This is a genomic window from Methylosinus sp. DMC45, assembly GCF_056313885.1.
On record NZ_JBQUZK010000019.1, the window covers coordinates 292,153 to 307,080 of the forward strand.

Here is a 14,928-nt window from a genome sequence, read left to right on the forward strand (position 1 = left end):
GCGCCTCATTCCATAATGGGGCCGGACAGCGCCATCAGCGCCGCGACGACGCTTTCGGGCGAAATATTTTCTCCGCTGGCGAAATCGATGAGAAGCGGCTCGTCGCCGCAAATATGCGCGAGCAGAGCGATCTGAAAGCCTTCCTCGGCCATCAGCGCGCGAATATCGCCAGGATCGACGCCCGTGAGCGCCAGAAAACGCCCCATGCGATCATCATCGGCAGCCAGAAAAACCAATGATCGCAAGGCCATAGATCGTGCGTCCGATTTCGATGGCGCCGCCGCCCGCTTTTCGCCACCGAGACGGTGTCTAGTCTTTTCGATTTTCATTTCATCAATCTTCATCTGCTAACCCGAAGGCGAGATCGTCTTCGAACGCACCGGCTTTCGATTTCGAGACGAGACGGAACCTTCCGCCGCCGCCTCCGGGAACGAGACGCCAATGGGCGCGAGCCGCGCCGAAACGAGAGCAGAATCGCGAGAGCGGAGCCAATGCCCAAAACAGTCCTCATCGTAGAGGATAACGAGCTCAACATGAAGCTCTTCAACGATCTCCTCGAGGCCAATGGGCATTCGACGCTGCAGACCAAGAGCGGCGTCGAGGCGATCGCGCTAGCGCGCAGCCACTCGCCGGACCTCATATTGATGGACATTCAGCTGCCGGAGATCTCGGGACTCGAGGTCACGCGCTGGATCAAGGACGACGAGCAGCTGCGGTCCATCCCCATCATCGCGATCACCGCCTTCGCAATGAAGGGGGACGAGGAGAAAATTCGCCAGGGCGGCTGCGAGGCCTATCTCTCGAAGCCGATTTCCGTGGCCCGCTTTCTGGAAACAGTGAACGCATTTTTGGCGGACAGGTGAGAGGCCGAGCGTCATGACCGCACGCATTCTGATCGTCGATGATCTTCTGCCCAATATCAAATTGCTCGAGGCGCGTCTGACGGCCGAATATTTCGACGTCCTCTCGACGACCAATGGGCCGGAGGCGATCGCGCTCTGCCGCGAGGAACGTTGCGACATCGTGCTGCTGGACGTGATGATGCCGGGCATGGACGGCTTCGAGGTGTGCAAGCGCCTGAAGGCCGATCCTCTCACCGCGCATATTCCGGTGGTGATGGTCACGGCGCTCGACCAGCCGGCCGATCGCCTGCGCGGCCTCGAGGCCGGCGCCGACGACTTCCTCACCAAGCCCGTCGATGAGATCGCGCTCATCGCGCGCGTTCGCTCGCTCGCCCGCCTCAAGGTGATGCTCGACGAATTGCGCGCCCGCGCGGACACGTCCGCCAGCCTCGGCCTCGGCGACAAGGGCGCCCGCGCAATGGCGGACGCCGGCAAGAACGGCCGCATTCTCGTGCTCGAGGATCGCGGCGGCTCGGCCGAGCGAATCACCATGGCGCTGCGCGATCAGCATGAGGTGACGATCGTCTCCGATCCGCAGGACGCGCTGTTCCGCGCCGCGGAAGGGAATTTCGATCTCATCGCCGTCAGCCTCGATCTCAATGGCTTCGACGCGCTGCGCTTCTGCAGCCAGATTCGCTCGCTCGAGCGCACGCGCGCGCTGCCCATTCTCGTCATGGCCGATATGGACGATCGCAGCCGCATATTGCGCGGGCTCGATCTCGGCGTGAACGACTATATCGTGCGGCCGGTCGATCGCAACGAGCTGGTCGCCCGCGTGCGCAGCCAGCTGCGCCGCAAGCGCTACGCCGACAGCCTGCGCTCCGACCTTCAGGCCGCCATCGAGCTCGCCGCCGTCGATTCGCTGACCGGCCTCAACAACAGGCGCTATCTCGAGACGCATCTCTCCGCTCTGCTCGACCAGGCCGCTCATAAGGGCCGCGCGCTGACGCTGATGATGCTCGACATCGATCATTTCAAATCGGTCAACGACACGCATGGCCACGACGCCGGCGACGAGGTGCTGAAGCATTTCGCGCAGCGCATGAAACGCGTGGTGCGCAGCGCCGATCTCATCTGCCGCCTCGGCGGCGAGGAGTTCGTCATCGTCATGCCGGACACGCCGCTGGTCGTCGCCGCCAAAGTGGCGGAGCGCGTGCGCGCCGCCATACAGTCCGAGCCCTTCTGCATCGACCGCAGCGGCCGCACCATTCCCGTCACCACCTCGATCGGCATCGCCGAGCGCGGCAAGGACGCCAACGCCGAGGCGCTGCTGCGGCGCGCCGACAAGGCGCTCTATGAGTCGAAGAGCGGCGGCCGCAATCGCGTCACCGCCGCCGCGGCCTGACTTCACCCTCTTAAAAAAAGACCCGCCCGAGACCATCGTCATCGGGCGGGGTTGAAAGTTGGGAGCCCCACTCGGAGGAGAGCTTCCGAGTGAAGAGGAGAGGCGTGCGCCATCTTATGGGCGCTGCGCCGATGGGATCGCCTTCAGAGCCGCGAGCCGATGCGTTTCGAGACGCGATCGCTCGGCGAGACACGGGCGGAAATTCGTCAATTGAAGGACGGGGAAGAGCCGATCGCTCTCCAAACCCGCTTTCAGGCGTCGCGATCGGCGGCGAGAGGCGCTTCGATCGTCGGACGCGGCCTGCTCCCGGGTCGAGGACGGCAAAATGCGCCCCCGATGTCACAATGGGATCAGGCGAAGGCCGCGGGTGGAGCGCGTGGCGAGAGGGGCCGCAGTTCCGGCGGCGCGGCGGCGGCCTCGGCCGTCCGAGCGTCGAACGCCGGCGGAGACGCCGCCGGGAAGTCGAAAGCGAGGACGATGACCACGGCGTCGGAGCCCTCGACCTCGGCCGCCGCGCTGCAATGGAGCATGCAGCAGGGGCCGACATGCTTATCGACAGGCGTGGTGTCAGAGGAGGGAGAACCCGATTGGGCGGTGACGCAGACGACGCCGAAAGCGCTCTGCTTCGCCATGGCCCCGGTGGCGAAGCCGACCGCCACGATCTGCAGCAGAAGAACAGCAGCCGTCAGCATGCCGACGACGGCTCTCTCCATTCTGAAGATCTTGTGGGTCTCGACTTGCACGGGCCGCCTTCTCCGAGCTGCGAGCCTTCACGCTAGGGGAGCGCCAGCGAAGGGTCAAGGCGCCCTCGGACTCTCTCCTGCGGCAAGTTGTCGCGCGCGAAGGCGAAGGCTCAGCGATAGCCTTCCTCGGCCAGCACCTGCCGCACCGTCGGCCGCGTCTTCATCAGCTCGTAATGGGCGCGGCAATTGACGGGCAGCTCCATGCCGATCTTGTCGGCCCAGAACTCCACATAGAACAGGCCGGCGTCGGCGATGGAGAAGGCGCCCGCCGCATAATTCTTGCCGTCGAGCTCGCCACTCACTTTCGAGAGCGCCTCGGCGACGATCTCGCGACCTTGCGCCTTCACCGCCTCTATGTCGCCGGCGACGGCGTAGCGCTCCGGCGTGAAGACGCGGCGGAAGCCCTCGCCATGAATGTAGCGCGTGGCGAAATTGAGCACTTCCATCGCCCGCTCCTTGCCGGCGAGGTCCTCGGGCAGCAGCTTGCGGCGCGGATAGGTCTCGGCGAGCCATGTCGCGATCGAGACAAAATCGCAGAGCGCCGTGCCATCGTCGCGCACCAGCGTCGGAATCGTGCCATGCGGGTTGATGGCGAGATATTCCGGCTTCAAATGATCGCCCCGCGGCAGATTGAGGATATAGGCCTCGAACACGAGGCCGATCTCCTCGAGCAGAATGTGAATTCCGGTCGAGCAGGACCCCGGCGTCATATAGAATTTCATTGCGCGCCTCCGCTATCGCGGGAAGCAAGTTGCGCGCCGGCCCCTCATCCGTCGCACCTTCGCGCGACACCTTCTCCCACAAGTGGGAGAAGGAGAACGCCTCTTCTTGAAAGACGACAGGAATTTAGACGCCGCGGCCCTTCTCCCGCGAGCGGGAGAAGGTGGCCCTCGCGTCAGCGAGGGTCGGATGAGGGCGCGCTCGGCGCGCCCCCTCCTCACGCCGCCTTTTCGGCCCCGAAGCTCCGCCGACCGATCGGCCGCCCATCCAGCGTCAGCCCCTGGCTGTCGGTCGAGACCCACACGGTCGAGCCATCCGCTATGTCGCCGCCGAGCAGCGCCTCGGCGAGCGGGTCCTGCAGCTCCTTCTGGATCACGCGCTTCAGCGGACGCGCGCCATAGGCCGGGTCGTAGCCCTTGGCTGCGAGCAGAGCGCGCGCCTTCTCGTCCAGCTTCAGCGTGATCTTGCGATCGTCCAGCAGCTTTTGCAGCCGCTTGATCTGAATATCGACGATCGCGCCCATATCCTCGCGCCGCAGGCGATGGAACAGAATGATCTCGTCGACGCGGTTCAAGAACTCCGGCCGGAAGTGCGACCGCACCACCTGCATCACCTCGTCATGCACGGCGGAGGAATCCTCGCCCTCCTGCTGCATCACCAGGAATTCGGCGCCGAGATTGGACGTCATGATGATGAGCGTGTTCTTGAAGTCCACCGTGCGGCCCTGGCCGTCGGTCAGGCGGCCGTCGTCCAGCACTTGCAGGAGCACGTTGAACACATCGGGATGCGCCTTCTCGATCTCGTCGAACAGCACGACCTGATAGGGCCGGCGCCGCACGGCCTCGGTGAGCGCGCCGCCCTCCTCATAGCCGACATAGCCGGGAGGCGCGCCGATGAGACGCGCGACCGAATGCTTCTCCATATATTCCGACATGTCGAGCCGCACCAAAGCGGTCTCGTCGTCGAAGAGGAAATTCGCCAGCGCCTTGGTCAGCTCCGTCTTGCCGACGCCGGTCGGCCCCAGGAAGATGAAGGAGCCGATCGGGCGATTGGGGTCCTGCAATCCGGCGCGTGCGCGGCGCACCGCCGTCGAGACGGCGGCGACCGCCTCCTTCTGCCCGACGACGCGGCGCGCCAGCTCGTCCTCCATATGGAGCAGCTTCTCGCGCTCGCCCTCGAGCATTTTATCGACCGGAATGCCGGTCCAGCGCGAGACGACCTGCGCCACATGCTCGGGAGTGACCTCCTCCTCGAGCATCTTCTGCGCGCCCTCTTTCTCGCTCGAGGCGAGCTTGCGCTCGAGATCGGGGATGAGACCATAGGCCAGCTCGCCGGCGCGCTGAAACTCGCCGCGGCGCTGCGCCTGCGCCAGCTCATTGCGCGCGTTCTCCAGCTGCTCCTTCAGCTTTTGCGCATGGCCGAGCTTGTCCTTCTCGGACTTCCAGCGCTGCGTCAGCGCCGATGATTTCTCGGTCAGCTCGGCGAGCTCGGTCTCCAATTTGGCGAGCCGATCCTTCGAGGCCGGATCGGTCTCCTTGCGCAGAGCCTCCTGCTCTATGCGCAGCTGAATGATGCGCCTGTCGAGCTCGTCCAATTCCTCGGGCTTGGAGTCGATCTGCATGCGCAGGCGCGAGCCCGCCTCATCGACGAGATCGATCGCCTTGTCCGGCAGAAACCGATCCGAGATGTAGCGATTGGAGAGCGTCGCCGCCGCCACGATCGCGGCGTCGGTGATGCGCACGCCATGGTGCATCTCGTATTTTTCTTTCAGCCCGCGCAGAATGGAGATGGTGTCCTCCACCGTCGGCTCATCGACGAACACAGGCTGGAAGCGCCGCGCCAGCGCCGCGTCCTTCTCCACATGCTTGCGATATTCGTCGAGCGTGGTGGCGCCGACGCAATGCAATTCGCCGCGCGCCAATGCGGGCTTCAGCAGATTGGAGGCGTCCATCGCGCCATCGGCCTTGCCGGCGCCGACCAGCGTATGCATCTCGTCGATGAACAATATGATCCCGCCCTGCGCGGCGGTGATCTCGTTCAGCACGGCTTTCAAGCGCTCCTCGAACTCGCCGCGATATTTCGCGCCGGCGATCAGCGCGCCCATGTCGAGCGCGAGCAGCTTCTTGTCCTGCAGCGATTCGGGCACGTCGCCATTGACGATGCGCAGCGCCAGTCCCTCGATGATCGCCGTCTTGCCGACGCCGGGCTCGCCGATCAGCACGGGATTATTCTTGGTGCGGCGCGACAGCACCTGAATGGTGCGGCGAATCTCCTCGTCGCGGCCGATCACCGGATCGAGCTTGCCCTCCCGCGCGGCCTCGGTGAGATCGCGCGCATATTTCTTCAGCGAATCATAGGCGCTCTCGGCCGAAGACGAATCCGCCGTGCGGCCCTTGCGCAAATCTTCGATGGCGGCGTTGAGCGTCTGCGGCGTCACGCCCGCCTCGCTCAAAATGCGCGCGGCCTCGGTCCCCTTCTCGAGCGCGAGAGCGAGCAGCAGACGCTCGACGGTGACGTAGGAATCGCTGGCCTTTTGCGCGAGCTTCTCGGCGTTGTCGAAGAGCCGCGCGGTGGCCTGATTGAGCGAAGGCTGTCCGGCGCCGCCGCCGGAAACTTTCGGCAGCTTGGCGAGCGCGGCTTCCGTCTTGGCGAGCGCCTCGCGCGAGCGGCCGCCGGCGCGATCGATGAGGCCGGCGGACAGACCCTGCTCATCGTCGAGCAGAACTTTCAACACATGCTCGGGCGTGAGCTGCGGATTGCCCTCACGCGTCGCGAGCGACAGCGCGGCCTGCACGAAGCCCTGCGCGCGCGTCGTGTATTTGTCGAAATTCATGGAAACCCTCCGGTCTCGAGACGCCACGCAAAGCGGCGCGCCTCGTCCCTATATGGCGTGAAAACGGCCCCTTGCGGCGACCTTCACGGCCGATATGGGAAAGACCCTCGCGCTCGAAAAGAGGGTGCGACGACTGGAGCGCGAGGGAATTCTCGTCAGATCAATCGGCGAGCGGCAGCTCGCCCGTCCGCGGCGTCTCCTCCGCGACATTGCCATTCGCCTCCTCGCCTTGCGCGCGCGTGCGGCGGCGGCGGCGCTGGTTCAGATGAAAGCCGGCGGCGGCTTCCTCATGCTCGCGAACGACGGCGCGCTCGGAACGCGCGAAAGCCTCGCCCTCCTCCGGTCCGGCGGCGCGGATCGGCGCAGTGATGAAGGACGGCAGGGCGGCGGCGGGCGCCTCCTCCTGCGCGGCGGGCTGCACGCGCGGCGGGAAGCGACGCTCGCGATTGCGATCGAAATTCTGGCGATGCGGACGCTCGCCGCCGCCCTCGGCGTTCGCCTCGCCGCCATTGCCATTGTTGCGGTCGCGACGATCGCGGAAGCCGCCGCGATCCTGACCGCCGCGATCTTGCCCACCGCGATCCTGACGCGGCTGGCGCTCGTAGCGCGGCTGCTCGCCGCCGGCGCGATCGCCGATCGGGCGCTCCTCATAGGGCTGCGGCTGCGGCGCGAATTGCGGCTGCGGCGTCGGCTGCGCATAAGGCGCGGACGCATAGGGCTGCTGCGGCGGCGGCTGATAGCCGGCTGTCTGCGGCAGACGCTCGGACAGCGGCGCGAAACGATCCGAAATGCCGCTGAAATCGTCATCGTCGTCGACATCGGAGTCCGATGTCTCATAGGGCCTGCCGCCATAGCCGCCCTGCGCCTGCTGCTGCGCGGCCTGAGCCGCGGCGATCAGGCGGAAATAATGCTCGGCGTGCTGGAGCAGGCTCTCGGCCATGATGGTGTCGCCGGAGGATTGCGCGTCTCGGGCGAGCTGGAGATATTTCTCGGCGACATGCTGCGCCGTGCCGCGGATTTTGACGTCGGGACCGTTCGACTCGTAGGAACGCGTGAGGGGATTGGGTCCTTTTCGGCCGCCATTACGGCCGCGGATGCGTTTATTCTGTCCTGGTCTCATCGAATATCCCCGAGAAGGTCCTTACGCTTTGCCGGCTCGGCGTCGCGCTTCGGCGGAACGCGCCGAAAGGGACGAACGCTCGAAACTGCGTCAGAGGCGGAAGCCGGGCGCGGCCATTGCCACAAGAGCCCGATCCAACGGAGCGGCTCCGCTCGACCTCGAGCGGCGCGTCTATCCGTTCTGTCGCTTGCGCGATCCCGGCATGGATCGCGCGGCCGGCGCGGCGTCCTGATGGAACGGCCTGCGCCGAATTCTCATTTTTCACCCGAGCCAATTCACTCGAGCGTCACGCTCGGCGCCGAACCCACATCGCACGGCCATGAAAGGCGGCGAAAGGTTCGGCTCGCGGCGAGCGCAGCTGCGTGTCTCACGCCGTCTTCGCGGTCACAGTCCGATCACGAAACCGTCGCTCACGCTCGATTGCTCGATCACATTCCGTGTCGCGCCGAACATTCGACCATGCAGTCTTCTCGCATCGTCTTGTCTGGTTCGAGCGGCTGCGCCGGACTCCGGCCCCTGCGGCGCGGGATGCGCGCCATCGGCTAATTCGGGGACCGGCCGTATTCCCCCTCATCCGCGCTCGGCGTCGCTCACGACGTTCAGCGTCTTTTCGCGAGCGACTATAGTCCACCGCAGCCGCCTCGCCAAGGGCGCGAATGTTCTGTCCCTCACATAAATAGGAGGTGTAGCCAATTTGTCACGACCAGCGGATGCGTCAGCTGCGGCGACGCGCCGCGACGGCGCGCTCGCGCCCGCCCGCGTCCTTGCGAATTCCGGCCGGCTCGAGGCCTTTCTCCGCCATCAGCGCGGCGACGCTGCGCGCCTGGCCGTCTCCCGCCTCGAGCACGGCCGCGCCCCGCTCGGCCAGCAGGCGCGGCAGATCGTCGATGATCTCGCGATAGCAGGAAAGGCCATCGGCGCCGCCGTCGAGCGCGAGGCGCGGATCATGGAGACGCACCTCCGGCTCGAGCGCATCCAATTCGCCGCTCGCGATATAGGGCGGGTTGGAGACGATGAGATCGAAGCGCGCGGCGAGCGCATCGGCCCAGCGCCCGCGCAGCAAGGAGGCGCGATTCGCAAAGCCGCAGCGCGACAGATTGAGCGCAGCGGCGGCGCAAGCCTCCGCGGAAAGATCGACGCCGATCGCCTGCGCTGCAGGAAATTCCGAGAGCAAGGCGCAGAGAACGGCGCCCGAGCCGACGCCGAGCTCGAGAATCAGCAGAGAGTCGCGCCGCCGCTCGCGCATCAGCTCGAGCGAAAGCTCGATCAGCGTTTCCGTATCCGGGCGCGGATCGAGCACGCCCGGCGCGACGACGACATCCTGAGTCCAAAAGCCGCGCGCGCCGATAATGCGCGACACCGGCTCGCGCGCCGCGCGGCGCCGCGCGGAATCGCGCAAGGCGGCGCGCGCCGCCTCGCTCAGCTGCGCCATCGGCTCGAGCAGCAGCTCCGCCGCGCCAAAGCCGCCGGCGGCGAATAGAAGCGCGCGCGCGTCGCGGCGCGCATCCTCTATCCCGTTGCGCTCGAGAAAGGCCGCGACCTCCTCGAGCGCCGCGGCGCGGCGCGCATCCTCGAGCGCGGGAGCGATCATGCGGCCGCGTCAGCTCTTGGCCAGCAGAGCGGCGACGCGCTTGGCGAAGGCGGCGGCGTCGAGCGGCGCCTCGCCATCGGCGATGCGCGCCGTGTCGAGCAGCAGCCACAAGCCGTCCTCCGCGCCGGCGCGATCGGCCTTGGCCTTTTGCGCGAGCGCCAGCACCGCCTCATGGCTGGGATTGATCTCCAGCACCGGCTTGCCGAAGACGCCCTTATTGCCGCTCTCCTGCAGCATGCGCGCGAGCTGCAGATCGAAGCCGTGATCAGCGGCGATGAGACAGGCGGGACTTTCGCGCAGCCGAGTCGAGACGCGCACATCGTCGATATGCTCGGCGAGCGTCTCCTTCAGCACGGCGGTGAGCAGCGCGACATCGGCGCTCGCCTCGGCGGGCGGCGTCTCGGAGCCTTCCGGCGCCGGCACGGCGTCTATGTCCGCGGCGCCCTGCGTCACCGATTTGAACGGCTTGCCGTCATAGCCGACGGCGCTCGTCACCCAGAAGGAATCGACCGGATCGTCCAGCAGCAGAACGTCGATGCCCTTGGCGCGATAGCCCTCCACCTGCGGGCTGGAGGCGAGCCGCTTCTTGTCGTCGCCCGTGATGTAATAGATCGCGGTCTGATTGGGCCGCAGATTTTCCACATAATCCTTCAGGCTGCGCCCGCCGTCCTGATGCTGCGACGTCGCAAAGCGCGCAATGGCGAAAATCTCGTCGCGGCGCGCCGGGTCCTCGTGCAGGCCCTCCTTGATGACGGCGCCGAAATTCTTCCACACGGATGCGAATTTCTCCGCGTCATTTGCGGCAAGATCGGCGAGCTCCTTCAGCACGCGCGTGCCGATCGCCTTGCGGATGGCGCCGAGAATCGGATTGTTCTGCACCATCTCGCGCGAGACGTTGAGCGGCAGATCGGCGCTGTCGACGACGATGCGCATGAAGCGCAGCCAGGGCGGCAGAAGATCGGCCTCGCGCGAGATCAGCACGCGGCGCACATAGAGCTTGGAGCGGCTCTTGCGCTGCGGATCGAAGAGATCATAAGGCCGCGAGCCGGGCGCGAAAGCGAGCACCGTATATTCGGTGCGCCCTTCCGCGCGCCAATGAATGGTGAGCGCCGGCTCGTCGAACTGGCCGGAGATCTGCTGATAGAAATCCTTATAGTCCTGCTCGCTGATTTCCGATTTCGGCCGCGTCCACAGCGCCACGCCGTCGGTGAGGCGACGCGGCTCCTTGCCCTTCTCCTCGACGAGGTCGATCGGTATCGCTATGGCGCCCGAATGCTCGCGCAAAATCTGCTCGATGCGATAGGGCTCGAGGAACTCCTCCGATTCCGCATTGAGATGCAGCGTCACCTTCGTGCCGACGGCGGGCGCATCCTCCAAGGCGAGCGGCGCGATCTGGAACGAGCCCTTGCCTTCCGACGTCCACAGAAAGGCTTCGGACGCGCCGGCGCGACGCGTCGCCACCTCTATGCGGTCGGCGACCATGAAGGCGGAATAAAAGCCGATGCCGAAGCGCCCGATCAGCGAGCCGCCTTTGTCGGCGCCGCCCTTGGCCTCGAGATCGTCGAGAAAGGCGCGCGTGCCGGAGCTGGCGATGGTGCCGAGCGCGGCGACGAGATCCTCGCGCGACATGCCGACGCCATTGTCCGCGACGCTGAGCGTGCGCGCCTCCTTGTCGAGCGCGATGGTGACGAGCGGCGCGCCGGCCTGCGCCGCCAGCCCTTCGTTCGCCACTGTCTCGAAGCGCAGCTTCTCGATCGCGTCCGCCGAATTGGACACGAGCTCGCGCAAGAAAATATCGCGCTCCGAATAGACAGAATGCGTCATGAGCTCCAGGAGCCGCGCGACATCGGCCTGAAAGCCGTAATCGCTGCGCTCGGTCGTCTGGGTCTCGGCGTGGTCGTTCACGGGCGTCGTCTCCGCTTTTCTGTCGGCTCCCGCCGCGCGCGCCGCTTTCCGCAAATGAAAGCGTGGCCGACGGCGCGCTGGCTCTGGCCGGGATATAGAGATCGTCATTGATCGGCAATGGCGTCCGCCGAGCCGCCTCGAGCGGAACGCGCCTGTGATATCGGGGATCGTCCGCGAAGTTGCAAGACAGCCGAAATCCAGACGGCCGCAATCGGGCCTCGAAGGCCGCGCGACTTGCGAGAGAGAGGAAAGCCGAAAACAAGACGGGCCGCCCGAGCGTCGCCCGGCCGGCCCGTCCATCGCCACGAACTCATGTGCTCGAAAAGCGCCCTTCCGGGGGGCTGGGGGGCTGACGAAATCCGGAAAAACCGCTTCTCGAGCGTGTCGAGGCAATGGGCTAGATATTGGTCGGCTCCTTTGGCGGACAAGGGGCTCGATATTGGCGAAAATGTGAAATCTCGGCTTTGCGCGCACGGACGTCGTCGTCTCATTGTCATCTTTGTCTTGCTCTCGCGCATTCGCCGCGCGATCATGCCCGAGAAAATCGGGGAAAACGGCATGAGCGAGACGGAGACGACCGATCCCAGCCGGCGGCGCGGCCTGCTCTCTGTCGTGGCAGGCCGCGCGAGCAATGAAGCCGATCGCGCCAGAGGCGCGCCCGAGCGCAGCGCTCCGCTCGTGTCCTTCGACCGACGCGAGCTGCGACTGCTGCTCGATCTCTATGGCGCCAAGGTCGCCGCTGGCGAATGGCGCGATTACGCCATCGATTTCTCGCCCGCCAAAGCGGTGTTCTCGATCTTTCGCCGCGCCAGCGAGGCGCCGCTCTATCGCATCGAGAAAAATCCCGATCTGGCGCGCCGCCAAGGCGCCTATTGCGTCGTCGCCGCCGGCGGCCTCGTCATGCGCCGCGGCCCTGATCTCGCGCGCGTCGTCGCCGTGCTGCAAAAGAAGCTGGAATTGGTGCGCGACTGACAAAAAGAAAAGGCCCCGCCGGAGCGGGGCCTTCCTTTATCCCGGATCGGATCCGCGATCCGATCAGTCGTTGCGCTCGCCGAAGAGGTAGAGCAGCGACTGGAACATGTTGATGAAGTCGAGATAGAGCGACAGAGCGCCGAAGATGCTCTGCTTCTGCACCATCTCCTGGCCATAGCCGGCGTTCTGATAATAGCCGTCCTTGATCGACTGCGTGTCCCAGGCGGTGAGGCCCGCGAAGATGAACACCGACAGGATCGACAGAGCGAACTGCATCGCGCTGCTCTGGAAGAACAGATTGACGAGGCTCGCCAGCACGAGGCCCCAAAGGCCCATCACCAGGAAGGAGCCGAAGGCCGAGAGATCGCGCTTCGTCGTGTAGCCATAGAGGCTGAGGCCGCCGAAGGCCGCCGCGGTGATGAAGAACACCTTGGCGATCGACGCGCCGGTGAAGACGATCATGATCGACGACATCGACAGGCCCATCACCGCCGAGAAGGCGAGGAACAGGTTGCGAGCCGTCGCCGCGGAGATGCGGTCGGCGCGATAGCCGAGGAAGAAGACAAAGGCCAGCGGCGCCAGCATCACCGCCCATTTCAGCGGGCTCGTGTAGAGCATCTGGCCGAAGGGCGTGAGCGCGATCTGCCGGCCGCCTTCCTTGGCGACGGCGAGCATATGCGTGCCGAGCGCGACGACGCCGGTCACGCCGAGACCCAGGACCATGTAATTATAGACGCCGAGCATATAGGCGCGCAGGCCCTCGTCGATCTCGGCCGTGCCGGCTCTGGAGACGCCGCCCCGGTAGCCGAAGCTCGTGTTGCGGTCGAAATTGGACATAGCATCCTCTCGAAAAAGGCCGCGCGGCCCGGTGCATCCGGCCAATCGGCGCGGTCCTCGCCGTCGAATATGGCGTGAGGCCCGCGGAAAAACAAGAGTCCGCGGACGCAGAGCCGCAAAGTTCACGCCATGTCCAGCAAAACACAAGCAAAAGACGCAGTATAGGATGCGGAGCCGCGCCGCAATTCTATGCCGGGAGGCGGACAAAAGCCGAGCCCGCGCACGCTCTTGCCGCTCGCGAAGAATGCGCTAACATGCCGCATTGTCGCAGGCGGCGAGCGACCGGGTCGGCCGAACCGGCTCTCGCTTCGTCGTCGGAGCGAAGGCGCCCACGGAACGAGGCCCGCAACACATGCTCCATGGGGGAATCATCATGTCCGACAGCGGTCTTGCCCCGTTCTGGCGGTCGATCGATGGGTTTCTGCGTCCTGCGACTCGTTCCGCGCCGCCCGTTCTTCTCGTCCTGCTGATGACGCTTCTCGGCGCGGGGACGCCCGCCTCCGCCCATGGCCGGCTCGGCTCCGCCGAAGGGCGATGCCGCCTCTATGTCGGCCCGGACATAATGAACTTCACCGGCTATATGCCGGACGCCTCCAAGAACGAGTTCTGCGAGGACATTCCGGCGACTGGCCATATGATCATCGCGCTCGACGCCGAGCAGGACGAGCTGCGCGACATGGCGGTGGAGATCAGAATCGTCAAGGATATCGGCGGCGAGGAGAAGGAGAACGCAGATCTCGACGCCGCGACCGTCGCCTATCGCGGCCCGCGCACCTATCCGACGGGCACGATCAATTTCGAGCACGACTTCCCCGATGCGGGCTATTTCGTCGGCATAGTGACCGTGACCGGCGAGCATGGCGAGCGCTGGGTGTCGCGCTTTCCCTTTTCCGTGGGCAAGAGCTTCATGCGCACGCTGCCGCTCTATCTGCTGATGGGCGTCGGCGTCATCGCCATGTTCTTCATCTATCTACGGCACCGGCCGATCCATTCGCTGAAGACGGCGGAGGCCGAGCCGGCGGAATGATCCTCCGCCGGCCGCGGGAGGCGGCCGCTCATCGCGCCGTCTCGACGGGATCGCCGATTCCCGATGCGCGCGTGTCGCCTTTGATCTTGTCGGCGAGCAGAGCGATGGTCTTGGAATAGACCTTCGCCTTGTTCCATTCGAGCAGCGCCGGAAAATTCGGCTCGCCCTCGTCCCAGCCGGCGCCCGGCTTCCACCCGTAGCCATGCAGAAAATTGGCGGTGGAGGCGAGCACATCCGCCGTATTGTGAACGAGATCGCGCTTGCCGTCGCCGTCGAAATCCACTGCGAATTTCAGATAGGACGACGGCATGAACTGCGTCTGGCCGATCTCGCCGGCCCAGGCGCCGCGCATTTGCGCGGGATCGAGATCGCCGCGCTCCACGATGCGCAGCGCGTCCAGCAGCTCGGCGCGGAACTTGTCCGCGCGGCGACAATCATAGGCGAGCGTCGCCAGCGCGCGAATCGTCGCGAAATCGCCGAGATAGGAGCCGAAATCCGTCTCCAGCCCCCAGATCGCGACGATGACCGGCCCCGGCACGCCATATTTCTGCTCGATGCGCTTGAACAGCGCCGCGTGCTTCTGCAGCAGCGCGCGCCCCTTGCTCACGCGGAAGGAATTGGCCATGCGCGCGGAGAATTGCTCGAAGGTCTGGCGGAACACTTTCTGCCCGCGATCATGCGAGATCACCGAGCGGTCGTAATAGACGTCGCGCAGCGACGAATCGATCGCCGCCTTGGAGATTCCCGCCGCCGCGGCCTCCTTCTCGAAGCCCGTGAGCCAGGCCTCGAAGCCCTCGCCATTGCGCCCGCATTCGGCCGCCAGCGCCTTTGGCGCGCCGAAGCCGATCGCCAGAGCCAAAGCCGCGGCGCCGAGCGCCGTCGTCATCCGATTCATCTGCGACATATCGCCGACCCCATCTCTCGGGCGAAGCC

At 65.6% G+C, this 14,928-nt stretch carries 13 protein-coding genes; 4 read left to right on the forward strand and 9 right to left on the reverse strand.

What is annotated here, in order from left to right; all coding sequences use genetic code 11:
• Window positions 1–5: 5 nt before the first annotated feature.
• Complete coding sequence (locus ACT53T_RS05960; RefSeq protein WP_476160508.1) at window positions 6–344, reverse strand: DUF3572 domain-containing protein; 339 nt, start codon at window positions 342–344, stop codon at window positions 6–8.
• Between the two features lie 147 nt (window positions 345–491).
• Here ACT53T_RS05960 and ACT53T_RS05965 point away from each other — a divergent pair, with 147 nt between their 5' ends.
• A complete protein-coding gene (locus ACT53T_RS05965) occupies window positions 492–863 on the forward strand; it encodes a response regulator (protein ID WP_018266322.1) in 372 nt (123 codons plus the stop codon).
• A gap of 13 nt (window positions 864–876) precedes the next feature.
• Window positions 877–2,247, forward strand: a complete 1,371-nt coding sequence (locus ACT53T_RS05970; RefSeq protein WP_018266323.1) for a PleD family two-component system response regulator — start codon at window positions 877–879, stop codon at window positions 2,245–2,247.
• 350 nt (window positions 2,248–2,597) lie between these two features.
• On the opposite strand, the gene ACT53T_RS05975 is transcribed toward ACT53T_RS05970, so the two are convergent.
• From ACT53T_RS05975 to htpG, 6 genes are all read right to left on the reverse strand, one after another.
• Window positions 2,598–2,960, reverse strand: a complete 363-nt coding sequence (locus tag ACT53T_RS05975) for a hypothetical protein (protein ID WP_476160509.1) — start codon at window positions 2,958–2,960, stop codon at window positions 2,598–2,600.
• A 140-nt stretch (window positions 2,961–3,100) separates the two neighbouring features.
• Window positions 3,101–3,712: a glutathione S-transferase family protein gene (locus tag ACT53T_RS05980; protein ID WP_476160510.1), complete on the reverse strand. Its 612-nt coding sequence runs from the start codon at window positions 3,710–3,712 to the stop codon at window positions 3,101–3,103.
• 215 nt (window positions 3,713–3,927) lie between these two features.
• Window positions 3,928–6,543, reverse strand: a complete 2,616-nt coding sequence (gene clpB / locus ACT53T_RS05985) for an ATP-dependent chaperone ClpB (protein ID WP_476160511.1) — start codon at window positions 6,541–6,543, stop codon at window positions 3,928–3,930.
• A 160-nt stretch (window positions 6,544–6,703) separates the two neighbouring features.
• Window positions 6,704–7,663 carry a DUF4167 domain-containing protein gene (locus ACT53T_RS05990; protein ID WP_476160512.1) on the reverse strand — a complete coding sequence of 320 codons (960 nt, stop codon included), beginning with the start codon at window positions 7,661–7,663 and terminating at the stop codon, window positions 6,704–6,706.
• A 715-nt stretch (window positions 7,664–8,378) separates the two neighbouring features.
• On the reverse strand, window positions 8,379–9,254 hold the full coding sequence (gene prmC, locus ACT53T_RS05995) for a peptide chain release factor N(5)-glutamine methyltransferase (RefSeq protein ID WP_476160513.1): 876 nt from the start codon (window positions 9,252–9,254) through the stop codon (window positions 8,379–8,381).
• A gap of 9 nt (window positions 9,255–9,263) precedes the next feature.
• Complete coding sequence (htpG, locus tag ACT53T_RS06000; RefSeq protein WP_476160514.1) at window positions 9,264–11,213, reverse strand: molecular chaperone HtpG; 1,950 nt, start codon at window positions 11,211–11,213, stop codon at window positions 9,264–9,266.
• Window positions 11,214–11,717: 504 nt separating this feature from the next.
• Here htpG and ACT53T_RS06005 point away from each other — a divergent pair.
• A complete protein-coding gene (locus ACT53T_RS06005; RefSeq protein WP_476160515.1) occupies window positions 11,718–12,131 on the forward strand; it encodes a DUF2794 domain-containing protein in 414 nt (137 codons plus the stop codon).
• A gap of 63 nt (window positions 12,132–12,194) precedes the next feature.
• Here the strand turns inward: ACT53T_RS06005 and ACT53T_RS06010 are convergent, their stop codons facing one another.
• Entirely contained in the window at window positions 12,195–12,968 is a 774-nt protein-coding gene (locus ACT53T_RS06010) for a Bax inhibitor-1/YccA family protein (RefSeq protein ID WP_018266331.1), read from the reverse strand.
• Between the two features lie 373 nt (window positions 12,969–13,341).
• Here ACT53T_RS06010 and ACT53T_RS06015 point away from each other — a divergent pair, with 373 nt between their 5' ends.
• Window positions 13,342–13,995, forward strand: coding sequence for a hypothetical protein (locus ACT53T_RS06015; protein WP_157235066.1), 654 nt, complete (start codon window positions 13,342–13,344; stop codon window positions 13,993–13,995).
• A gap of 28 nt (window positions 13,996–14,023) precedes the next feature.
• Here ACT53T_RS06015 and ACT53T_RS06020 read toward each other — a convergent pair whose 3' ends face one another.
• On the reverse strand, window positions 14,024–14,890 hold the full coding sequence (locus ACT53T_RS06020) for a lytic murein transglycosylase (RefSeq protein ID WP_476160538.1): 867 nt from the start codon (window positions 14,888–14,890) through the stop codon (window positions 14,024–14,026).
• Window positions 14,891–14,928 lie beyond the last annotated feature (38 nt).